23 protein-coding genes are annotated in these 21009 nt (G+C 41.3%); 11 read left to right on the forward strand and 12 right to left on the reverse strand.

All coding sequences use genetic code 11. From position 1 onward, the window contains the following. Nucleotides 1–5: 5 nt before the first annotated feature. Nucleotides 6–2309, forward strand: a complete 2304-nt coding sequence (locus VJ786_RS12225; RefSeq protein ID WP_134777072.1) for a family 65 glycosyl hydrolase domain-containing protein — start codon at nucleotides 6–8, stop codon at nucleotides 2307–2309. Continuing rightward, the gene (locus tag VJ786_RS12230; RefSeq protein ID WP_134777071.1) at nucleotides 2306–3643 is read left to right on the forward strand and encodes an MFS transporter; all 1338 of its coding nucleotides are present in this window, start codon (nucleotides 2306–2308) and stop codon (nucleotides 3641–3643) included. Before VJ786_RS12225 ends, VJ786_RS12230 begins: the two co-directional genes overlap by 4 nt. A 7-nt stretch (nucleotides 3644–3650) precedes the next feature. Here the strand turns inward: VJ786_RS12230 and VJ786_RS12235 are convergent, their stop codons facing one another. The 3 genes from VJ786_RS12235 to VJ786_RS12245 all read right to left on the reverse strand — a co-directional run bounded on the left by VJ786_RS12235 (nucleotide 3651) and on the right by VJ786_RS12245 (nucleotide 7387). Beyond that, the gene (locus tag VJ786_RS12235) at nucleotides 3651–4517 is read right to left on the reverse strand and encodes a CPBP family intramembrane glutamic endopeptidase (RefSeq protein ID WP_134777070.1); all 867 of its coding nucleotides are present in this window, start codon (nucleotides 4515–4517) and stop codon (nucleotides 3651–3653) included. Nucleotides 4518–4587: 70 nt separating this feature from the next. Continuing rightward, a complete protein-coding gene (locus tag VJ786_RS12240) occupies nucleotides 4588–5451 on the reverse strand; it encodes a TraB/GumN family protein (protein WP_167554259.1) in 864 nt (287 codons plus the stop codon). A 70-nt stretch (nucleotides 5452–5521) separates the two neighbouring features. Further along, a complete protein-coding gene (locus VJ786_RS12245) occupies nucleotides 5522–7387 on the reverse strand; it encodes a CocE/NonD family hydrolase (RefSeq protein WP_134777069.1) in 1866 nt (621 codons plus the stop codon). Between the two features lie 84 nt (nucleotides 7388–7471). On the opposite strand from VJ786_RS12245, the gene VJ786_RS12250 reads away from it, so the two are divergent. From VJ786_RS12250 to VJ786_RS12270, 5 genes are all read left to right on the forward strand, one after another. Further along, nucleotides 7472–7969 carry a DinB family protein gene (locus tag VJ786_RS12250; RefSeq protein ID WP_134777068.1) on the forward strand — a complete coding sequence of 166 codons (498 nt, stop codon included), beginning with the start codon at nucleotides 7472–7474 and terminating at the stop codon, nucleotides 7967–7969. A 154-nt stretch (nucleotides 7970–8123) separates the two neighbouring features. Continuing rightward, the gene (locus VJ786_RS12255; protein ID WP_134777067.1) at nucleotides 8124–8639 is read left to right on the forward strand and encodes a GFO_1088 family ECF-type sigma factor; all 516 of its coding nucleotides are present in this window, start codon (nucleotides 8124–8126) and stop codon (nucleotides 8637–8639) included. Continuing rightward, nucleotides 8605–9309, forward strand: coding sequence for a hypothetical protein (locus VJ786_RS12260; RefSeq protein WP_134777066.1), 705 nt, complete (start codon nucleotides 8605–8607; stop codon nucleotides 9307–9309). The genes VJ786_RS12255 and VJ786_RS12260 overlap by 35 nt, the downstream gene beginning before the upstream one ends. Nucleotides 9310–9316: 7 nt before the next feature. Beyond that, nucleotides 9317–9793, forward strand: coding sequence for a DUF4252 domain-containing protein (locus tag VJ786_RS12265; protein ID WP_245153316.1), 477 nt, complete (start codon nucleotides 9317–9319; stop codon nucleotides 9791–9793). 15 nt (nucleotides 9794–9808) lie between these two features. Then, nucleotides 9809–10327: a DUF4252 domain-containing protein gene (locus VJ786_RS12270; protein WP_099366856.1), complete on the forward strand. Its 519-nt coding sequence runs from the start codon at nucleotides 9809–9811 to the stop codon at nucleotides 10325–10327. A gap of 80 nt (nucleotides 10328–10407) precedes the next feature. On the opposite strand, the gene sucD is transcribed toward VJ786_RS12270, so the two are convergent. Together sucD and VJ786_RS12280 are read right to left on the reverse strand one after the other, a co-directional pair. Next, entirely contained in the window at nucleotides 10408–11280 is an 873-nt protein-coding gene (sucD, locus tag VJ786_RS12275; RefSeq protein WP_099366857.1) for a succinate--CoA ligase subunit alpha, read from the reverse strand. A gap of 73 nt (nucleotides 11281–11353) precedes the next feature. Further along, the gene (locus VJ786_RS12280) at nucleotides 11354–11893 is read right to left on the reverse strand and encodes an RNA methyltransferase (RefSeq protein ID WP_134777065.1); all 540 of its coding nucleotides are present in this window, start codon (nucleotides 11891–11893) and stop codon (nucleotides 11354–11356) included. A 116-nt stretch (nucleotides 11894–12009) separates the two neighbouring features. Here VJ786_RS12280 and rpsT point away from each other — a divergent pair, with 116 nt between their 5' ends. Continuing rightward, entirely contained in the window at nucleotides 12010–12264 is a 255-nt protein-coding gene (rpsT, locus tag VJ786_RS12285; RefSeq protein WP_099366859.1) for a 30S ribosomal protein S20, read from the forward strand. Between the two features lie 63 nt (nucleotides 12265–12327). Here rpsT and VJ786_RS12290 read toward each other — a convergent pair whose 3' ends face one another. Both VJ786_RS12290 and VJ786_RS12295 read right to left on the reverse strand, forming a co-directional pair. Beyond that, nucleotides 12328–13182 (reverse strand): 3-keto-disaccharide hydrolase, encoded by an 855-nt coding sequence (locus VJ786_RS12290; protein WP_134777064.1) that lies wholly within the window; start codon nucleotides 13180–13182, stop codon nucleotides 12328–12330. A gap of 10 nt (nucleotides 13183–13192) precedes the next feature. Further along, the gene (locus VJ786_RS12295; RefSeq protein ID WP_099366861.1) at nucleotides 13193–14005 is read right to left on the reverse strand and encodes an AraC family transcriptional regulator; all 813 of its coding nucleotides are present in this window, start codon (nucleotides 14003–14005) and stop codon (nucleotides 13193–13195) included. Nucleotides 14006–14230: 225 nt separating this feature from the next. On the opposite strand from VJ786_RS12295, the gene scpC reads away from it, so the two are divergent. After that, on the forward strand, nucleotides 14231–15718 hold the full coding sequence (gene scpC / locus VJ786_RS12300; RefSeq protein ID WP_134777063.1) for a succinyl-CoA:acetate CoA-transferase ScpC: 1488 nt from the start codon (nucleotides 14231–14233) through the stop codon (nucleotides 15716–15718). 159 nt (nucleotides 15719–15877) lie between these two features. On the opposite strand, the gene VJ786_RS12305 is transcribed toward scpC, so the two are convergent. The 5 genes from VJ786_RS12305 to VJ786_RS12325 all read right to left on the reverse strand — a co-directional run bounded on the left by VJ786_RS12305 (nucleotide 15878) and on the right by VJ786_RS12325 (nucleotide 19758). Continuing rightward, complete coding sequence (locus tag VJ786_RS12305) at nucleotides 15878–16453, reverse strand: hypothetical protein (RefSeq protein ID WP_134777062.1); 576 nt, start codon at nucleotides 16451–16453, stop codon at nucleotides 15878–15880. 76 nt (nucleotides 16454–16529) lie between these two features. Next, nucleotides 16530–17489: a glycerophosphodiester phosphodiesterase family protein gene (locus VJ786_RS12310; protein ID WP_134777061.1), complete on the reverse strand. Its 960-nt coding sequence runs from the start codon at nucleotides 17487–17489 to the stop codon at nucleotides 16530–16532. Next, nucleotides 17486–18004: a shikimate kinase gene (locus tag VJ786_RS12315; RefSeq protein WP_134777060.1), complete on the reverse strand. Its 519-nt coding sequence runs from the start codon at nucleotides 18002–18004 to the stop codon at nucleotides 17486–17488. Before VJ786_RS12315 ends, VJ786_RS12310 begins: the two co-directional genes overlap by 4 nt. Further along, nucleotides 18004–19209, reverse strand: a complete 1206-nt coding sequence (locus VJ786_RS12320; RefSeq protein WP_134777059.1) for a BT_3928 family protein — start codon at nucleotides 19207–19209, stop codon at nucleotides 18004–18006. Before VJ786_RS12320 ends, VJ786_RS12315 begins: the two co-directional genes overlap by 1 nt. 9 nt (nucleotides 19210–19218) lie before the next feature. Continuing rightward, the gene (locus VJ786_RS12325; RefSeq protein WP_134777058.1) at nucleotides 19219–19758 is read right to left on the reverse strand and encodes a DUF1599 domain-containing protein; all 540 of its coding nucleotides are present in this window, start codon (nucleotides 19756–19758) and stop codon (nucleotides 19219–19221) included. An 84-nt stretch (nucleotides 19759–19842) separates the two neighbouring features. On the opposite strand from VJ786_RS12325, the gene VJ786_RS12330 reads away from it, so the two are divergent. After that, on the forward strand, nucleotides 19843–20622 hold the full coding sequence (locus VJ786_RS12330; RefSeq protein ID WP_209023134.1) for a HipA family kinase: 780 nt from the start codon (nucleotides 19843–19845) through the stop codon (nucleotides 20620–20622). Then, a complete protein-coding gene (locus VJ786_RS12335; RefSeq protein ID WP_336557792.1) occupies nucleotides 20612–20998 on the forward strand; it encodes a DUF3037 domain-containing protein in 387 nt (128 codons plus the stop codon). The genes VJ786_RS12330 and VJ786_RS12335 overlap by 11 nt, the downstream gene beginning before the upstream one ends. Nucleotides 20999–21009 lie beyond the last annotated feature (11 nt).

Here is a 21009-nt window from a genome sequence, read left to right on the forward strand (position 1 = left end):
TACTTATGAAAGATTATATTATTAAAGACGCTTGGCAAATCATCGAAGATGAATTTAGACCGGCATATCAGGAAATTTCCGAGAGTCTATTTTCCATTGGAAATGGACGGATGGGACAGCGGGCGAATTTTGAAGAAGATTATTCGGGGAAATCCCTTCAAGGTTCTTATTTGGCAGGGGTATATTATCCGGATAAAACCCGTGTAGGATGGTGGAAGAATGGCTATCCAGAATATTTTGCCAAGGTGATCAATTCGGTCAATTGGATTGGTGTTCATGTGCTCATCGATGGGGAAAGATTGGATCTAGCCAAGGTAAAAGTGGATCGATTCGAACGGGTACTTGACATGAAGAATGGTCAGTTGATCCGAATCTTTGAAGCGGAGATGGAAAACGGGGCTAGAATCGAGGTTAAAAGTATTCGGATGTGTCATTTGTTCTTATCCGAAACGGCTTCACTGCATTATCAGATCAAGGCTTTAAACCGTGATATCGACATCAGTTTAAGTTCCTATCTTGATGGGAATGTGCTGAATAGGGATAGCAATTACGATGAGAAATTCTGGGATTACGAAGGTCATGAATTAGGAGGGAATTTCCAGCATTTAACGATGCGAACCAAAAAGACCGGATTCTTAGTGCGTACGGATCTTGCTTCGAAGTTCGAATACCAAGGGAAAGCAATCAATAAGAAAAAGAAAATTGATGCAGTGGCGAAAGTTGGTGAAAAGATCAACCAACATGTGGTGAAAGATGCTACCTTAAGCTTGGTAAAATATGTGGCGATTCATTCCAGCACGAACCACTCGGAAACAGATCTGGAATCTTTGGGGATAGAAAGATTGAGTTGGCTTTTTGAAAAGGATTTTTCAGTGCTCATGAAAATGCAGGAAGATGCCTGGTCAAAGATTTGGGAGGATGCGGATATTGAGATAGAAGGGGATGTATCGGCACAACAGGCCATCCGATTCAACATTTTCCAATTATACCAAACCTATACGGGCGAAGATGCCCGATTGAACATAGGTCCAAAGGGGTTCACGGGCGAAAAATATGGTGGGGTGACTTATTGGGACACGGAAGCCTATTGTTTGCCGTTCTACATGGCTACCAAGGGCGAGGATGTAGCTAAAAACCTGCTGATCTATCGCTACCACCACCTGGAAAAAGCCATTGAAAATGCAGAAAAGCTGGGCTTCAAAAATGGAGCAGCCCTTTATCCCATGGTGACCATCAATGGTGAGGAATGCCATAATGAATGGGAAATCACCTTTGAGGAAATCCACAGGAACGGCGCCATTGCTTTTGCCATATTTAATTACATCCGATACACGGATGATGTGGGCTATTTGGCATCCCACGGTTTGGAAGTATTGATCGGTATTGCTCGATTCTGGGCACAACGTATCAATTGGAGCGAGGATAAGAAAGTTTTCGTGATGCTGGGGGTTACAGGACCAAATGAATACGAGAACAATGTGAACAATAATTGGTATACCAATACCATGGCATCATGGTGCTTGGAATATACCTTGGAAAGTTTGCATATTGTTCAGGATCATGCGCCGGAGAAGTTCCATGAGATTTTCAAAAAGCTGAAATTAAAGGATGCTGAATTGGAAGAATGGAAATCCATCATCGAGAAGATGTATTATCCCTATGATGCTAAAAGAAAAGTATTCTTGCAACAAGATGGTTTTTTAGATAAGGAACTGATACCTGTGACGGAATTGGATCCTAAAGAAAGGCCACTGAACCAGAAATGGAGCTGGGATAGGATCTTAAGATCTTGCTATATCAAACAGGCAGATGTATTGCAGGGCCTGTATTTTCTAGAGGATAGGTATGATCTGGAAACCATTAAACGGAATTATGCGTTCTACGAACCCCTCACCGTACATGAGAGTTCTCTGTCGCCTTGTGTGCATGCCATCATTGCAGCGAAAATTGGAAATCCCGAGAAGGCCTATGAGTTCTATCTAAGGACAGCGCGGTTGGATCTGGATGATTATAACAACGATACGGAGGATGGGCTTCACATCACTTCGATGGCCGGAACCTGGATGTCGATCGTGGAAGGGTTTGCAGGTATGCGCGTTAAAAAAGGGATGTTATCTTTTCAACCATTTATTCCTAAAAACTGGAAGCGGTTTTCTTTCCATATCCAATTTCGGGAGGTACACCTTAAAATTACGGTTACACAGGGGAATTTTGAAGTTCAAAACAAATCTGGAAAGGAAATAAATATTATATTTAATGGCGATGTGATTAATATCGCTCCCCAACAATTAACCAAACAACGAACATGAAAAGTTCTCTAAGCAAACCTAGATTGTCCTTAGCGCAGATTATCCATATGAGCATAGGATTCATGGGAATACAGGCCGGATTCGCCCTTCAGAACGGAAATGCCTCACGCATCCTACAGGACTTTGGTGCAGATGTGGAACATCTTTCCCTATTTTGGTTGGCTGCGCCCATTACAGGAATGATTGTTCAGCCGATCATAGGCCATTACAGCGATAGAACGTGGAACGGTCTGGGGAGAAGGAGACCCTATATTCTTGTTGGTGCCATCCTAACGAGCATTGCCTTGTTGCTGATGCCCAATATTTCTTGGTTTACTGCCATCTTACCGCCATTGATGGTTGGAGCTGGTATGTTGATGATTATGGATGCCTCCATCAACGTGACTATGGAACCCTTCCGTGCTTTGGTCGGTGATAATCTTCCAAGTGAACAGCGAAGCTTGGGATTCTCCGTACAGACGTTTATCATAGGGCTTGGAGCTGTCATTGGATCGATGCTGCCTTATGCGCTTACCAATTATTTCGGCGTATCGGGGAAGGCCGTTGATGGTTCAGTCCCTTTAAATGTTATCTATTCCTTTTATTGCGGGGCAGCCTTATTGATCATAACCGTTTTGTGGACAGTTTTCAATACCAAAGAATATTCGCCAAAAGAATTGGCAAGTTTTGAAGGGGTAGCGGAAGTGCAGGAGGTGGAAACAGACAATAAGGGATTCTTTGCAAGTTTGAGGGAGGACTTCAAACAGATGCCGCTTACCATGAAAAAATTGGGCTGGGTACAGTTCTTCTCTTGGTTTGCTTTATTCACTATGTGGGTATATACCACACCGGCCATTGCAGAGCATGTCTTTTATTTGAAAGGAGCCGACAAGAAACAATTGTTTGCCGATGCAGGGAATTGGGTAGGCGTATTGTTTGCGGTTTATAACGCGGTATCTGCCATCTACTCGCTTTTCTTGGCAAAAATAGCATCCAAATTGGGACGGACGCATACCCATGCGCTGGGTTTGGCCATCGGTGGAATCTCGCTTGTATCCATGTTCTTTATTCGGTCGGAGTACTTATTGATCTTACCTATGATCGGAATCGGGATAGCTTGGGGAAGTATTCTTGCTATGCCTTATGCTATCCTAAGCGATAGCCTTCCGGCAAAAAAGATGGGTGTTTATATGGGGATTTTCAATTTCTTCATCACCTTCCCTCAGATTATTTCCGGATTTTTTGGAGGTATGATTATTAAGCACCTTTTAGGAAACCAACCTATTTTAGGCCTAGCATTGGCAGGAGCCTGCATGGTTATTGCCGCATGGATAGTAAAAAGAATTAAGGAGTAATTTAAAATTACTCCTCCGATTTTTCTAGAATAGTTAACTCTTTTTGTAATTCCTGCAATAAGGAATCTTTACTTATACCTTCTTGCGTTTCTAATTTTAAATTTAAATAAATATCATAAACCTGATACTTATCCTTTCCATAAATACTGTCAATCACTTCCGCTAAGGCATACTGTTTTATATCTAGTTTATAAATCCGATCGTTTTTACTAATCATATCAAATTTTTCAATAGAACGATCTCTGAAGTTGGATTCATTGACCTCCAATTGTATATGATTTTCATTTAATTTGATTAGTGGATTGTGGAGCTGGATGATAACCAATCCCAAAGAAAAAGCCATTAAATTCCATAGGGCATGCTGTAGAAAAGCCGCAAAAAAATTAATGCGAACGCGGATAAAACCCAAACTAATTCCGCCTATCAATTGGGAAAGGACGATGAATAGGGAAAGAAAATAAAATAAGAAATTATTATTATCAAAATTGCCTAAATGCACAAACCCGAAGAGGATTACGCTACTGTAAAAAATCCATCGGTAATACTTACGCCATGTATTTCGGGAAATAATAAAACCATAGAAACCTTTATACTTGATCAAAAATCGAAATAGGATCTCTTCAACTAATGGTACGAAAATAACACCCATCCAAAATACGTTCCAAGGTGTTTCAAATGTATTATCCATTGTACTTACCATGGGATTGATGTAATCAATCAACATGTAAATAGGAAAGATGAGGATTAAAATGGATACATCTAAAAGAAAGATGGTGAAAAAGACTTTAGTACGGGCAGATGGATGGATAGGCCATAATCTGCGATCTGAAGGGTTTTTTATAAAATGCCAATAGTGGCGAAGAATCTTTAGCATATAAATAATAACGAATTTAGCATAAAAAAAGGCAGTCCTAGTAGAACCGCCCTTTATTAAACAATTGTATTTAATCTAAAATCGGAGTTAATTTATACCCTTGTTTTTTCAACAATTCGATCATACCATTCTTGCCTACCAAATGCCCAGCACCTACAGCAAATAAATAAGCCTTTTCTTTCATCATATTTGGCATTTTTTCCATCCAGGTATGATTACGTTCATCTAGAAATTTCGCTTGTTCTTCTTCACTTAGATAACCAGATTTCAAAGTCAGGTTCTCGATTTCCTTTAGGTTCTCTGAAAAATAGGCCTGTACCAATTTCTTTGTCGATGCTTCCAATCCTCCCTCTATAGTTAGGTAATTGTAGAAATCCTCAGGCGAAAACAGGTTGTTCAAAAGGTTGAATTGGAATTCAACGGTTTCTAGTTCCGCAATAGGCTTACCATTAACTGCAGGTAAATTGCGGATCTCATTTTCCATCATCTTAACCGTTTTAAAGTCCGAACAGGCAAATGAACGCATGGAAAGGATAGATATCACTGCTGCAGGAGCCACCTGATCAAAAATAGCGGGAGGAATTTGATAGCTGGTCATGATGCTATCAATTACCTTCTTTTTTGCTGGGTCAAAATCTTTAAAGAATTCCAGGTTTGGTTTCATGAACTCCTGTACCTTGGTCATATTTTCAGGATTCGCCATATCGATTTCGAAGGCAATGGCTTCAGCTTTTTGAGCAACTTCCTTCACCTTATCTTCCATTTTAAAATCCTCGGCACATGCCATATGCAAGGTTCCGAATAGATAAGAATCCTTGGTCAATCCATTTCCTGAAATCTTCCATAGTAAAGTGTTCTCCTGTGCAAAAAGTGCCACAGAAAAAAGCAAAGCGAATGCGGTTGTGAATAATCTCTTTAAAGTTAGTCTCTTCATATCAATGTTGTTGTTTTTAATCATTAGTAGGTATTCGGCATGATTTGTTACAAAAATATATATCTAAAAATTATTTCAATACCGAGAAGTTGATTTTGCTCGGATGTTCCGGATCTACATACAGCCTATGGGTATTTTTAATATAATCAGTGGCCTTTGCCTGGTAGATATCCATAAACTGATTCGGATTCCGATCTGCTAAAGGAAACCAGGTATGTTGAATCTGAACCATGATTTTATGGCCTTTTTTAAAGGTATGGGCTACATCTGGCAGATTGACTTTCACATTCGTGATCTCATTCGGCGTGAATGGTTCTGGTTTGCTGAAACTGTTCCTGAACTTCCCACGAAGAATCTCCCCACGGACCAGCATCTGGTAGTTGGGCATCACGATATCTTTGCTCACAGGAGAAGTGGCCGTACTGGTATCTGGATAAACATCAATAACCTTTACAATAAAATCAGCATCGGTTCCTGTCATGGAAACATGAAGATCAGCGATGATGGAACCCGCCATGGTCAGGTCATTTTCCAGAACCTCCGTTTCAAAGACCAATACATCCGGCCGGTTCGATACAAAGCGTTGATCGGCAACCATATATTCCCGAGTTCTATTGCTGATGATGCCTTCCTGAAAAGGAACCGGTTTATTCGGGTCAGATTTGTATTCTAAAAAGGGATGGCTCTTTGCAGGTTGCTTAGGACTTAATTTCCCATCCGCCTGTAGGAATAAACTGGAGGTTGTGGTATTCTGGCTTGGCCAAGTATCAAAGGTTTTCCATTCATTGGAACCGGTGAAGAATACATTCGCCTCGGCAGCCTTAAAATCCCCCTTCCCCTTTAAGTAATACTCAAAGAAAGGCAATTCAAATGTATTTTGATAATGTGTACTGGTTTCTTCGCCAAACCGGATATCCCCAAAAGAATCTCCTTTTGATCGAACCCAGCCTCCATGGAACCAAGGTCCCATTACCAGAATGGAATTATTGTTCTTATTCCTCTTCTCGATCTGTTTATAAGTTTCAAAAGCGCCATAGGTATCCTCCGCATCGAAAGTTCCGCCAACGACCATAACCGCTGGTTTTACATCGTTTAAATGCTGGGTAATGGTCCTGGCCATCCAAAACGTATCCAAGGTGGAATGTTTCGCGAGGTTATCCCAAAATTTTACGGTATGGCTGAGGTATTTTTTCTTCAATCCTGAAAGCGTTGGGTTATCCATAAAGAATTTCGAGTAATCCTTTGATGCCAATTCAAAACCTTTCGGACCTTCCTTATCGGTGATCGGTTTTGGTCTTGGGGCATCAAAGACGTGCATGAATCGGAAAGCATCCATCAGAAATAAAGCTCCGCCATGATGGAAATCATCCCCGATAAACCAATCGGTTACTGGTGCCTGCGGCGAAACGGCTTTCAAAGAAGGGTGAGATCCGATCAGTCCTGCCGTTGCATAAAAACCCGGATAGGAGATCCCGTACATGCCCACCTTTCCATTATTGTTCTTCAGGTTTTTCACCAACCAATCGATCGTATCATAGGTGTCTGTACTTTCGTCGATCTGATGCTTATTCTCCTTGGTCCTTGTCGGGCGGATATCTTCAAAAGTACCCTCGCTCATCCATTTTCCACGAACATCCTGATACACGAAAATATAGCCAGCCTTCATCATGTCAGGGAAATTTCCCAGGCTGTTCTTATAGCTGTCCTTTCCATAAGGAGCTACGGTGTATGGAGTTCTATTTAAAAGGATGGGATATTTTTGGGATTGATCCTTCGGAACATAGATCGCGGTGAACAATTTGACGCCATCCCGCATCGTAATATATTGTTCAATTTTGTCATAATGTGTTTTTACGTAATAGGCATCGGTGGATTGTGCCCGGATTTGTAGCCCGAAGAAAGAAATCAGGATACAAAAGATCAGTAATCTTTTCATTTGCTTAGGTGTTTTAAAGAACAACAAGATAGGAATTTTCAAGGGATTTTGGTTAAATTCGTAAGAAACAAAAACAGCAAAATCATGAGCATTAAACAAGGCTTTTTAATTGAGATGGAACATGAAACCAATAATACCAAAAGGTTATTGGAGCGTGTATCGGATGAGCATTTATCCTACAAACCACATGAAAAATCAATGTCCTTAGGCGACTTATTGGGGCATATCGTAGAACTGCACAGCTGGGTAGCTGCGGGCCTAACCAAGGACAGCTTTAACTTAATGACGGATTATAGACCGTTCAAACCTACTTCTGTAGCAGAGATCAAAGAAAGATTGGAAGCAGATTATCAAAAGAACGTAGAAACCGTAAATGTTTTTGATGATGAGGAATGGTCAAAAAAATGGAAGCTGCATGTAGGTGATCATGTTATCTCGGAGGTTCCTAAGATCGGTGCTTTCAGGTTCATCATCCATAACCACCTGATCCACCATCGCGGACAGGCGACCGTTTATTTACGATTATTGGATATCCCAGTTCCTGGATTGTACGGTCCTTCGGCGGATGAACATAAAAAATAAGGCTAACCGCTGATAGAAAGCCAGAAATTTAACATTTCTGGCTTTTTTAATATATTGACTATTAGATTTTTATAATATTTTTTACTTTTTTTTCATTTTGGATGTAATAGATCGGACCTGTTGCCTGTCTTGATAGTAAATAAGCGATAAAACAATGAACCAAGAAACCTTTAAACATACGGTATTTGTCCATAAGGATAAGCTCTACCGCTTTGCGAATAGGTTTTTGGAACATCAAGAAGATGCTTTTGATCTGGTGCAGGAGGTGATGATGAAACTGTGGGAAATGAGGCAGCAATTATCGGGACTGCATTCCATTGAGGGCTATGCGATGAACATGGTCAGGAATATGGCCTACAATAAGATCGAAAGGTTGGGAAGGCAGGCGAAATACCTTGGACAATTGCAGGATGAAGTGCAGGTGGAAAAGTATCCGTCGCTAACGCAGGAATTGGTGCTCAAATACATCGATAGCCTACCAGAAAAGCAAAGGCTGGTGATGTACCTGAGGGATATTGAAGAATATGAGATTTCGGATATCGCTGATTTGACAAACCTGGAAGAGAATGCGGTTCGAGTAAACCTTTCCAGAGCAAGAAATACCGTTAAGGAACAATTAACAAAAGTTTTTGATTATGAGAAACGAAGAATTGGATCGATTAAAGGCTAAGTACTGGGCTGGGGAAACCAGCCTGCAAGAGGAACGCCGATTGAAGGAATTGGAGGGGGATGGGTATTTCCAATCTTTAAAGGATTCTCCAGAAACCATGGATTGGAACTTCGAAGATTTCTCGGAAAAGCTGGAGGAATCCGTAGTTCAACCGGAAGAGTTCGCTGAAAAAAACAGGGAAACGAACAGGCCAATAATAAAAAGACTTTTTCCTTTATTGGCTGTTGCTGCCAGTTTATTGATCGCCTTTTTTGTGGTGAACCGCTTCCAAGATCAGGAACAAGAAAATAGGGATAGGATTGCACAGGTGCCAACTACTGAAAAGGAAACAGTTCAACCCTTGGAAAGGGAAACAGTTCAGCCTATCGATAGTGAGCAGGTTCAACAAGTAGAAAAAGAAAGCACAATGCAATCTTCTCCAAAAGGAACAACCAAAGGCACCGATACCAGATTGGCAAACAAAGTAAAACAAATTGCCAAACCCAAAACACAAGCAGCTATTGAAGAAGCAACAGAAGAGGAAATGTATGTGGAGGTAAATGGTGTTCGGATCTATGACGAGGAAAAAGCCTTAGCCGTTACCGAAGCAGCCATTCAGTTGGCCACCACGAACCTGAAAGCTGGAATGAAAGGAATTGAAAAAGTAAAATACTTACATATTGAAATCTAAAATGAAAATGATGAAAACGTTAATGTTAGTGATGAGTCTCTTCTTGGCGACGATGGCTCAAGCCCAGATCTCTAAATTGGATAAGATCTTCGAGCAATATAAAGAACATAAGGGGGTTACATCCATCAAGATCGGCAAACCGATGTTCAAGATGTTGAACAAACTAAAGATCGATGACGCTGATGTGGAAGTGATCAAGCCCTTATTGGGAAAAATAAACTCCATTAAAATGTTGGTGCTGGAAGGGGAGAATAAAGGAATACAATCCGAAGTTTCCAATGCGATCAAGAACCTGAAATACGAAGAATTGATGGTGATCAATTCCGAAGGGAACCAGATCAAATTCCTGGCAGAAAATGTAGAAGGAGACTACCTGTCGAATCTATTGTTGAGCATTAACTCCGATGAGGATACCGTATTTATGATCTTGGATGGCTCCTTAAAATATGATGACCTGAATGCTTTAGTAAATAACGATAAATAATAAATCTAACCAACCATGAAACGTATAATAGGAATTTTAGTTGCCGCAGTTATTTTAATAGGAACACAGAGCTGTTTTGTAAAAAGAGGATCGAACATGGCTTTTGTAGATCGTTCGGATCTATCCAGGGATGCAGAAGTGGTGTCCATCAGTGTGCCAGGAATATTGATGAAAAGTTTTATCCGTGGGGAGATCAAGGAACTTAAAGAAGAAGATCCCATGTTGGCTCTCGCCTTGAAAAAGATCAAGAAGATTAAGTTCATGGCTGTAGAAGGAGGTCAGGATGGAGAACGGGTTTATAAGAATTTCAGCAAGTACCTGGCTCGGAATAATTATGAGGAAATGATGAGCATCCACAGTGATGGGGCCAGGATATCCATCAATACCTTGATGAAAGGGGATAAGATCAAGAAGATTTTATTGGGGATCAATGAAGATGGTGACCATGTGTTTGTAGACCTGAAAACCGATATCGACCTGAATGAATTGAACCAATTGGTTGAATACTACGAAACCAATAAAAAAGATATTTAAGGAAAATTTGTTTGTTGTTTAGTTTAATAAAAAAGTCCTTGCCGTAATAGCAAGGACTTTTCCATTTCTAATATGTTCGATTACTTCGCTAATTCTTCAGCGATAGCTTTTCCGATTTCAGCTGGAGATTCTACTACACGGATACCACACTCTCGCATGATCGCCATTTTCGCAGCAGCAGTATCATCTGCACCACCAACGATTGCACCAGCGTGACCCATACGACGTCCCGGAGGCGCTGTTTGGCCAGCGATGAAACCAACTACTGGTTTAGTACCATTTTCTTTGATCCAACGAGCAGCTTCCGCTTCCATACCACCGCCAATCTCACCGATCATGATGATACCTTTTGTTTCTGGATCGTTCATCAATAATTCTACCGCTTCTTTGGTTGTTGTACCAATGATCGGGTCACCACCGATACCGATAGCTGTAGTAATTCCTAATCCTGCTTTTACCGTTTGATCTACCGCTTCGTAAGTCAATGTTCCTGATTTGGAAACAACACCTACAGAACCTTTTTTGAAGATAAATCCTGGCATGATACCGATCTTCGCTTCTTCAGCAGTGATGATACCTGGACAGTTAGGACCGATTAAACGGGAGTTTTTGTCGCTCAAGTAAGATTTTACTTGAATCATATCTTTCGTAGGGATACCCTCTGTGATACATACAATTAAAGCGATTCCTGCAGCAGCAGCTTCCATGATCGCATCAGCAGCGAATGCTGGTGGAACAAAAATAATAGAAACATTTGCGCCAGTAGCATCTACAGCATCTTGTACCGTGTTGAATACCGGACGGTCTAAGTGACTTTGTCCGCCTTTGCCTGGTGTAACACCACCAACTACGTTTGTACCATACTCAATCATCTGAGATGCATGATAAGTACCTTCGTTTCCGGTAAAACCTTGAACGATTACTTTGGAATCTTTATTAACTAATACACTCATTTTGTCTTATTTTTTGCAACGCAAATCTACTATTTTGATATGACTTCTAAAAATTGTATGGCTAGGTATTTTGTTATTTTTTGATAAACTTTAATTTATTGATGAAATCCCAAAGCACGATGCCGATCGTTACGGAGACATTGAAAGAATGTTTGGTGCCAAATTGGGGGATTTCAATCGTGCCATCAGCCTGTTGAATCACTTCTTCCTCTACACCATGCACTTCATTTCCAAACACTAAGGCATATTTCTGTTGATCATTGGGTTCAAAGGTCTCCAAAGAAATACTATTGTCGGTCTGTTCTACCGCATATACCTGAAATCCTTCGGCTTTTAGTTGATTGACGGCGTCAATAGTTTCTTTGTAATATTCCCAAATCACCGATTGGGTTGCGCCTAAAGCTGTTTTTTCGATTTCCCGATGGGGAGGTGTCCCGGTGATCCCACATAGCAGGATGCGGTCGATCGCCAAAGCGTCTGCTGTCCTGAACGCCGATCCCACATTATGCATGCTGCGTACATTGTCTAAAATGATAGCTATTGGGTTTTTTTCCTGCGATTTAAAGGTGTCTACATCAACTCGATTCAGCTGATCCATGGATAATTTGTGCATGTGCAAAGATAACAATTTCGAAAAATTAAAAATGATTTTGAATATTAGATTATGAATGTTATTTTTGCAGTCCGAATTTAGTATAAAAGATTAATAATATTATATAGCTAAGAGAAATGGCAAATCATAAATCTTCGATTAAAAGAATTAGAGCAAACGCTGCGAAGCGTCTAAGAAACCGTTACCAAGCAAAAACTACTCGTAACGCCATCAAAAAATTACGTTTAACAACTTCAGCTGAAGAAGCTAAAGCTTTATTACCTCGCGTGGTATCGATGCTTGACCGTTTAGCAAAGAAAAATGTTATTCACAAGAAAAAAGCTTCTAACAACAAATCTAAGTTAACCAAGTTCGTTAACAAGTTAGCATAAGTTTAGGCTTTTTCCTCAAAGATATTTAGGGATGCAAACAGCATCCCTTTTCTTGTTGCTATACTATTTCTTTAGTAGCGCATCCACTACCTGTTTCAATTTCGTCTGATCTGCTTTATAAGGGCTTAGATCATACAGTTCTACTTTACGGAAGTCGATAGGATGGCTTTCACTCTGTAGATAGATGAATCCTTCCGACAATAATTTACCATCCGTTTTTTGTGCAGGATCGTAATTGATCACATTACTGCCTCCGATCTGCGGTTTGTTGTAGGAAAGAACCACTTGGTTATCCAGGATATGTTGGATAACAGAATCACCCAATACCAAAAACTCCGCTGTTACCCATTGATCACCATGATAGGTTTTGGAAGTGGAGCTCAAACAGTGTGGGGTAAACAATTTATCCTTGATCACTACATTGGTTCCAGGCGTACATAGGTTGGAGTTCGTACGTTCATTTTTACCATCACCGCCCAATAGTTGGCCCTCAATGGAAATCGGGAAATCCTGATCTTTCAACATAGTCTTCGGATCTTGGCCATGCAACATCGCACCACTGTTTCGCCATGCCCATCCTTCACCTCCTTTTGTCTGATCACCTACAAAACGGTATTCCACTTTTAACAGGTAATAGCTGTAAGGCTTTTTGTAGGCAAGGTGACCATACTGTTGATTAAAGTCTGAATAACCATCGTACCTAACCTTTAATAAGCCATCTTCTACCCGGAAAGTGTTGGCGTAGTTTTCGCCTACTTCATGCAATTTGATCTTTGGCGTCCAATCCTTGATGTCTTTACCATTAAACAATTGGATCGGCTTAGGCGTCTTTACGCCATTCTTCGCCACTTGTGAGTTGGCCGAACAGGCGCATAAAGAGGCAATTGCAATTGCAGCAATTAATTTGTTAAATTTCATGGGGTTTAAGTTATAATAGTAAATTTCTATTTTTCACGTATTCACTCGGACGAACACCGATTACTTTGTTGAAGGTATTGCTGAAAGTGGGTAGGCTATTGTATCCAACCCGAAGCGCCACCTCATTCACACTTAATTTATCATCCAATAACAATTTTAGGGAGGTCAACATCCGTAGGATCGTGAAATATTGGATATACGACATGCTCAGTTCCTTTTGGAATAACCGGGCAAGTGTTCGTTCAGAAATATCAAAGTGTTCTGCTAAGGTCTTAAAACTGATGTTTTCGGCAATGTTCTGCTCCAGGTAAGCAATGATGTGTTTGAGCTTATCATTTTTGGGATAGGGCAGAGCCAATGGAAGTTCTGTTTGGGAAATTTCCGGAAGGATTAATTTGAAGGCCTTTGCAATGGAATATTTAGGTTCTTCATCAGGAAAGATATTTCCGTTCCATCGATTGGTGAACATGATCAGTTCGATCAGTAGATCATTCACTGGATAGATATTCACTTTATCAAAAAAGTCCGTGTCGGTATCAAAAGGTGGAAAGTAGAGATTCCGCATCACCACTTCCGGGTTACTCGGATGAATGCTGTGCCTTACATCAGCAGGAATCCAGATATAATGCCTGGCCGGCAAAAAATAAGATTTCTCTGGGGTCTTCAAAAATACGACACCGCCTTCGGTGTATAAAAATTGACCTTTATGGTGCGAGTGTTCAACAACCATTCCTTCGCCCATTACGGCATGATGGCAATAGATACTGTTTTCATAGGTATCTATATCCGTCATATAATATTTGTCAAGGTATTCCTTTTGCATGCAGACTATGCTGTAAATGAACGATAAATTTCCTGTTTTTATTTGATAAAACCAAAATAGGAGTATATTTATGTGTTAAGCTAGCTATAGGGTTAATAAACACAGTAAGTAATCGGTTACTTTTTATTTTACCTCAAAAAGTAAGTGTCTAATTTTGATAATTTTTAATTTAAAATATTGATTAATATTGCCTCGCTCTTAGAAGGAGTGAATAATACCAAGCATATGATTGAAAGAATTCGTTTAGAGAAATTAAGAGATAAAGTCACCACAGCCGAGGAAGCTGTAAAATTAATTGAGAATGGTATGGTGGTTGGCTCGAGTGGATTCACCAAAGCCGGCGACAGTAAAGTAATTCTACCTGCTTTGGCAGAGCGCGCTAAAACTGAGGATATCAAGATTACCCTAATGACCGGTGCTTCCTTAGGCCATGGAACTGATGGTAAATTGGCCGAAGCGGGAGCCTTGAAAAAACGCATGCCTTTCCAAGTGGATCCGGTACTAAGAAAGAAGATCAATTCAGGGGAAGTATTATTCATTGACCAGCATTTGAGTGAAAGTGCGGAACTATTGCATAATAAAAATCTTCCGGATGTGGATATCGCTGTGCTGGAAGTCGCTTTTATCGATCGGGATGGAAGTATAGTGCCGACCACCTCCGTGGGTAACTCGGTTACTTTTGCCGCTTTGGCAAAGAAGGTGATCTTGGAGATCAATACCTCCGTTCACGAAGATGTATATGGCATCCATGATATCTACCAAGCAGAAAACTATCCGCATAGAAACGTGATTCCTATTGTGGCACCTTGGAATAAGATCGGAAGGAAGACGATTCCTTTAGATCCAGAGAAGGTAGCAGCGATTGTTTTTACCAATCAACACGATAGCCCGGCGGATATTGCGGAACCAGATGAGAAAACATCCAACATCGCCAAACACATCTTGGCATTCTTTGAAGAGGAAGTTCGATTAGGGCATTTGACCGATCGATTATTGCCTATCCAAGCTGGAATCGGAAAGGTGGCGAATGCGGTATTGACCGGTTTCAAACACAGTAATTTTTACGATCTGACGATGTTTTCGGAAGTATTGCAGGATTCTACCTTTGACTTGATGGATGCTGGAATCCTTTCCTTTGCATCTGCATCATCGGTGACGGTGTCTGCGGCATGTTATGATCGGGTGTTCAATAATTTACAACGTTATAGGGATAAATTTGTGCTGCGTCCGCAGAATATTTCCAATACACCAGGATTGATCCGTCGTTTAGGGATCATTGCTATTAATACAGCGATTGAATTTGATATCTATGGAAACGTGAATTCGACCCATATTGGTGGTACGAAGATTATGAATGGTATTGGTGGATCCGGGGATTTTGCAAGAAATGCTTACCTAAGTATTTTCGTTACGCAGGCGGCGTCGAAAGAGAATAAGATTTCGCATATTTTGCCAATGGTTTCGCATACGGATCATACGGAACATGATGTGGATATTTTGGTGACGGATATAGGCTTGGCGGATCTAAGGGGATTGGCGCCTAGAGAAAGAGCACAGAAAATTATTGATAATTGTGTGCATGAGGATTATAAGGAGGAATTGCAGTCTTATTTCGATAGGGCATGTGAAAGGGGAGGACATACGCCACATTTGTTGGAGGAGGCCTTTAGTTGGCATATCCGTTTCAATGAAACGGGATCGATGAAGAAGTAAACTATACGTCATTGCGAGGAAAATACGTCATTGCGAGGAGCCACCCGTCATTGCGAGGAACGAAGCAATCTTTCTACGAGTGTAAAGATTGCTTCGTCGTACCTCCTCGCAATGACGCAAAACTCCTCGCAATGACGCAAAGTTCCTCGCAATGACGTTCTATCTTCTTCCAGGAAGATAAATCTGGAATCCCAAACCAAATCCAATACCACTGGCCTTATCGCCTGTATTAATATTCGCTTTGGAATAATTATATCCAAAAGTTCCTTCCAACGCCACTGTCTGTGTAATAAAATGCGCATAACCCACATTCGCACCTACATTCAACCCAACTCCACTACCTGCAGAACTTCCCGCAATACCAATATCACCTTGTCCAAAGAAACGACCGGTCGCACTAGCACCTCCTGGGAAATAATAACGGATAAATGGTGAAATACCATATCCCCATTCATTATCCAAATCCTTAACAGCTTTTAAGTTTAGATTAGCCTGCGCACCAATGGCTATACCATCAGAAATAAAATATCCGGCTCTAGGCATCAAGGCAAAGTTGAACGTATTGGACTCAAAGGCATAACCAATATTACCAATCGATCCACCTACCATCCAATTGCCTTCTTTGATAGGCTTCATACCCACATCAGCAGAAGCTTGAGGGGTAGTGTTGATTTGTGCATTGGATATGCCGAACATACCTAATGCAACAGCAAGGGTAAGTAATGATTTTTTCATGATGTTATATGTTTTAATTTGTACTTATAAAACAAGCCATGAATCAAAATGTTTGGATTTTATCCTTGCCAGTAAATTACCAGTTAATATATGTAGAGGTTAAGCTTCTTTTTTTGATGTAGAAATCCAGGGCCTTCCAAGCTTCGAAAGGACGGTCGGTCGATAACACATCCGCACCTCTCTCCACCAATTCCGCATACCGTTGGAAACCCGATTTATCCGCAGCCTTATCCAAGTTGCCCATGGTGCCCAAAATCGATTTGATGCCGTGCTGGCGCAGCAGGCTGTACAAGGCAGAATCAGGTTCAGAAGTTCCTACAAAAGCGATCAAACGGTTGTCCGGAATCCCCAAATCGCTCAGTCTGGTAAGGTCATCCTGGTTCTTGATCGTGGCAGAGATCATCAAGTCAGGTGCCAATTTATTCACGGCCGAAGCCTGATTGGCCGAATAGGTAATGATGATGGAACTCGCTTCCGCTTTAGCCTCCCGGACCACTTCCAACACCTTTTCATAGGGAACAGATTTTTTGATGTCCAAGGTGAACAATACCTTTCCCTTTCCCCAATAGAGAATATCCTTTAAGGTAGGGATCACGTAGTCCGTGACCTGACCATCATTGTCCTTCAGTTTCAGCTCCTGCAATTGCGCAAAGGTTTTGTTAGACACTTTTCCTTTCCCGGTACTGGTTCTGTTCAACGTCTCATCATGCATCAGTACCAGTACAGAATCCTTGGTCATGGCGATATCGATTTCCATAATGGCGGGCATTTCACCTGCAACCTTTCCGATGGTGGTCAGGCAATTTTCAGGATAGCCATCATGAGGACCACCGCGATGGGCACTCACCAATGGAATAGAACCTTCCTCGTAGGTAAGAAATTCATACAGCTCATCCACCGTGTTTATATTGAACCAATTATGAACCTTAGGCGTTTCATCTGTCATTACAGGTCTTTCGCCACGAAAACAGCCAATCGTTAACCCGATAAACAAAACGGCAAATAGCCCTTTAAATATTAATTTCTTAGGATTCATTGGTGATCATAATTTTTTACCAAGGCTACCAGATCCTCCAAGGAGGTATTGATCTGATCCACCTGTATATGTGCGCGGTTATAGAACGGTTCCCGTTCTTCCAATTTTTCTTCGATAAAATGTAAGAGGTCTTCCCCTTGAAGCCCCTTTAATGCCGGACGTTTATGGACATCCGATTTGCTCAGCCTACTCCATAAGGATTTTGGGCTGTGCTTTAAGTACAATACAGTCCCATTATCCAACAGCCAATCCATATTGTCGAAATAGCAGGGGGTTCCGCCGCCTGTCGAGATAATCCCTTCCCGGTTTTGGCTGGCATGCAGGGTTTCCTGTTCCAATAAACGAAACTTAGCCTCCCCATGCAGGCTGAAATATTCAGGAATGGACATCCCTATTTTTTCCACCAGTTCATGGTCTAGATCGATAAAGGGAACATCCAATGCTTTCGCCAGTTTCTTCCCCCAAGTGGTTTTCCCACTACCCATAAAGCCAATAAGATAAACTGGTTTATTCATTATTCGGCTTTATCTAAATAGTTTTTGATGATCTCTTCCTTGCTCGGGAAATTGATGGACGACCATTTTTTGATCACCGTACCGTTCAGCATCAACATCACCCCAGGATTGGAGCGAACCATACTTTTCAATGGAACAGCATCCACATAGAAGGTCTCCAAAACAAGATCCATTTGATCGTTCAGGTAATTGACCTCATCGGTGGATGATGCCGTAGCCAAGATCGCGCGGATATTATAATCTTCCGAAAGATCACGAATGGTATTATTGATCTTATCCAACGCTTTCAGGTCTATAGGAGACATTTTAGAAACGTTCGTACTGGTAACAATAAAATTGTAATAAGGATTGTTGATGATCTCTTCCGTCAGGTCATTGCCATCCATATCCGAGATGATCAAGTCTGGAATTTTTACCTCATACCCTTTTTTGATCAAGGTAGTTTTTGGATCCCCAACGATTTCCCAGTTTTTATCCTCCCACATTTTCTGAGCAATATAATCCTTATCGTTTACCTTTTTGGTTTCATTGGTTGTCTTGTTTTTCATCTCATAGATATGCTCATACACATCCGGTTCAGCACCTTCAGGAATCTTCATCTGCTCTGGGATGTTATTCCCTTCTTTGTAAGGAAGAAAATCCACAAACGGCAAATAGTACAAGGTAAAAATCCCTATTCCAAAAGAAACGATGATGATGAAAAGCGTCAATAGGTTCCTTGTAAATAAACTTTTGATCGTTGGCTTGATCTGCCCTCTATAAATAAAGATGATGATGATCAGGGCCAAAAGCACCAGGTCTTTATAGAAAGATTGCCACGGCGTCAATGGAATCGCATCACCAAAACAGCCACAGGATTTTACAGCACCGGAATAGGCGGAATAAAAAGTCAGGAATGTGAAGAAAATAATCAGTAGGAGCAATCCCCAAGCCACTTTCCGTCCGGCTACACCGATCAATAACAGACCACCCAGGATGATTTCCAGTGCACATAGGAAAATAGCGATCCAGGAACTGTAATCATTGAGGAAACTCATGTTGAACACATGGAAATATTCCTGCAATTTATACCCGAAACCCATCGGGTCATTGGCCTTGATCAAGCCGGAGAAAATAAACAATAAACCCACAATGATGCGGGAAATCCATAACAGGATATTTGGTTTTGCATGTTTGCTCTGCGTGTAGGGCTGTGTAAAAGTCATTTGAAATCGTTATTTGGCCAATCCGAGTTTGATTAAAGCGAATACGGCGTAGTTTAACATATCTTGATAATTGGCTGCCAAGCCTTCCGAAACAAGGGTCTGTCCATTGTTGTCTTCGATCTGTTTGACACGTTGTAATTTCATCAGAATCAGGTCGGTCAAGGACGAAACCCGCATATCACGCCAAGCTTCTCCATAATCATGGTTCTTCGCCAGCATCAGGTCCCTGGTTTCCGTCACTTTCTCCTGGTACTTGCTGGCAACTTCCTCCACCGGAAGCTCCATCGGGTCTTCATCGGTCAGTTCCAACTGCATTAAGGCAATAAGACAATAATTCACGATCCCGATGTATTCATCGATGATCCCTTCACCAACTTTGGAAACTTTTTTCACCTCCAAGGTACGGATGCGTTGGGCTTTGATAAAGATCTGATCGGTTATGGATGAAGGACGCATGATACGCCAGGCAGTACCATAATCCTTGGTTTTTTTTAAAAATAATTCCTGACAGTGATGGATAATATGATTGTATTCCGTTGTGGTGTTCATAAAAATTATTGATAGCTCAATTTCACAAATATAGTTAGAATATACTAAATCCCTTACCTTTGGGATATGAAACATCCGCTTAATATGAAAAAACCAGAGATACGGGAGGTCAATATCATCCGATACATTCAGCCTTTTAGGGAAGGTGGATCCTTGCCGGGGTTGGTGGATGCCGATGATGGATTCAGTTATGTGATCAAGTTTCGTGGCGCGGGACAGGGAAAAAAAGCCTTAGTGGCCGAATTTATCGGAGGCGAATTGGCGAGGTTCCTGGGTCTTCGCGTGCCTGAAATGGTGTATGCCTGTTTGGATGAAGGCTTTGGAAGAACGGAGCCGGATGAAGAGATCCAGGACCTTTTGAAATTTTCGGTAGGAAAGAACCTTGGCGTGAGCTTCCTGAATGGCGCCATTACCTTTGATGCCAATGCGGATCAGATCAGTGCCGAAGAAGCTTCCAAGATAGTCTGGTTGGATGCCTTATTAATGAACGTAGACCGTACAGTCAAGAATACCAACATGCTGGTCTGGCATCAGGAGCTATGGCTGATAGACCATGGGGCTGCCCTGTATTTCCATCACAGCTGGGATAACTGGGAAGATCATATCGAAAAACCTTTTGTACAGATCAAAGATCATGTTCTCCTCAACTATGCTTCGGAGGTGGATCAGGTGGATGCAAACTATACATCACTTTTTACCAGAGAAAATATACAACCTATTTTGGATGCCATTCCTGATGAATGGTTGATCGACGAGGTTCGAGGACTGTCCGCTGATGATGTTCGAGAGGTCTATGTGGAGTTTTTAACCCGGAGAGCAGCGGCTTCCGCTGTCTTCGTAAACCAGATCCAGCATGCAAGATAGGACCTTATATGAATATGCCGTGGTACGTTTGGTACCTCGAGTAGAACGTGAAGAGTTCGTCAATATCGGTGTGCTGTTGTACTGTCGAAAGCAGAAATATGCCGAATTGTTGTTCCATATCGATGAAGAACGATGTAGGCTATTGCACAAAGAAATAGATTTTGAACAAATCTATGCCCATCTAAAAAGTATACAGCATATCTGTAAAGGAAATAAGGAGGGGGGAGCCTTGGCGATGTTGGATCAGACGGAAAGATTCCGCTGGATAACGGCTAAACGTAGTACCCTCATCCAATGTTCTGCTGTGCATCCCGGTTTTTGTCTCGATGCCGCAGAAACCCATCAGGAACTGATGGAAAAACTTGTTTACTCCTAAACCCAATTTTT

It is taken from the genome of Sphingobacterium tenebrionis, from assembly GCF_037126265.1.
Taxonomy (GTDB): Bacteria; Bacteroidota; Bacteroidia; order Sphingobacteriales; family Sphingobacteriaceae; genus Sphingobacterium; species Sphingobacterium tenebrionis.

Bases quoted from the DNA above. Each gene is read 5' to 3' on its own strand.
- VJ786_RS12225 (WP_134777072.1), top strand. From the start codon at position 6: ATGAAAGATTATATTATTAAAGACGCTTGGCAAATCATCGAAGATGAA.
- VJ786_RS12230 (WP_134777071.1), top strand. From the start codon at position 2,306: ATGAAAAGTTCTCTAAGCAAACCTAGATTGTCCTTAGCGCAGATTATC.
- VJ786_RS12235 (WP_134777070.1), bottom strand. From the start codon at position 4,517: ATGCTAAAGATTCTTCGCCACTATTGGCATTTTATAAAAAACCCTTCA.
- VJ786_RS12240 (WP_167554259.1), bottom strand. From the start codon at position 5,451: ATGAAGAGACTAACTTTAAAGAGATTATTCACAACCGCATTCGCTTTG.
- VJ786_RS12245 (WP_134777069.1), bottom strand. From the start codon at position 7,387: ATGAAAAGATTACTGATCTTTTGTATCCTGATTTCTTTCTTCGGGCTA.
- VJ786_RS12250 (WP_134777068.1), top strand. From the start codon at position 7,472: ATGAGCATTAAACAAGGCTTTTTAATTGAGATGGAACATGAAACCAAT.
- VJ786_RS12255 (WP_134777067.1), top strand. From the start codon at position 8,124: ATGAACCAAGAAACCTTTAAACATACGGTATTTGTCCATAAGGATAAG.
- VJ786_RS12260 (WP_134777066.1), top strand. From the start codon at position 8,605: ATGAGAAACGAAGAATTGGATCGATTAAAGGCTAAGTACTGGGCTGGG.
- VJ786_RS12265 (WP_245153316.1), top strand. From the start codon at position 9,317: ATGATGAAAACGTTAATGTTAGTGATGAGTCTCTTCTTGGCGACGATG.
- VJ786_RS12270 (WP_099366856.1), top strand. From the start codon at position 9,809: ATGAAACGTATAATAGGAATTTTAGTTGCCGCAGTTATTTTAATAGGA.
- sucD (WP_099366857.1), bottom strand. From the start codon at position 11,280: ATGAGTGTATTAGTTAATAAAGATTCCAAAGTAATCGTTCAAGGTTTT.
- VJ786_RS12280 (WP_134777065.1), bottom strand. From the start codon at position 11,893: ATGCACAAATTATCCATGGATCAGCTGAATCGAGTTGATGTAGACACC.
- rpsT (WP_099366859.1), top strand. From the start codon at position 12,010: ATGGCAAATCATAAATCTTCGATTAAAAGAATTAGAGCAAACGCTGCG.
- VJ786_RS12290 (WP_134777064.1), bottom strand. From the start codon at position 13,182: ATGAAATTTAACAAATTAATTGCTGCAATTGCAATTGCCTCTTTATGC.
- VJ786_RS12295 (WP_099366861.1), bottom strand. From the start codon at position 14,005: ATGCAAAAGGAATACCTTGACAAATATTATATGACGGATATAGATACC.
- scpC (WP_134777063.1), top strand. From the start codon at position 14,231: ATGATTGAAAGAATTCGTTTAGAGAAATTAAGAGATAAAGTCACCACA.
- VJ786_RS12305 (WP_134777062.1), bottom strand. From the start codon at position 16,453: ATGAAAAAATCATTACTTACCCTTGCTGTTGCATTAGGTATGTTCGGC.
- VJ786_RS12310 (WP_134777061.1), bottom strand. From the start codon at position 17,489: ATGAATCCTAAGAAATTAATATTTAAAGGGCTATTTGCCGTTTTGTTT.
- VJ786_RS12315 (WP_134777060.1), bottom strand. From the start codon at position 18,004: ATGAATAAACCAGTTTATCTTATTGGCTTTATGGGTAGTGGGAAAACC.
- VJ786_RS12320 (WP_134777059.1), bottom strand. From the start codon at position 19,209: ATGACTTTTACACAGCCCTACACGCAGAGCAAACATGCAAAACCAAAT.
- VJ786_RS12325 (WP_134777058.1), bottom strand. From the start codon at position 19,758: ATGAACACCACAACGGAATACAATCATATTATCCATCACTGTCAGGAA.
- VJ786_RS12330 (WP_209023134.1), top strand. From the start codon at position 19,843: ATGAAAAAACCAGAGATACGGGAGGTCAATATCATCCGATACATTCAG.
- VJ786_RS12335 (WP_336557792.1), top strand. From the start codon at position 20,612: ATGCAAGATAGGACCTTATATGAATATGCCGTGGTACGTTTGGTACCT.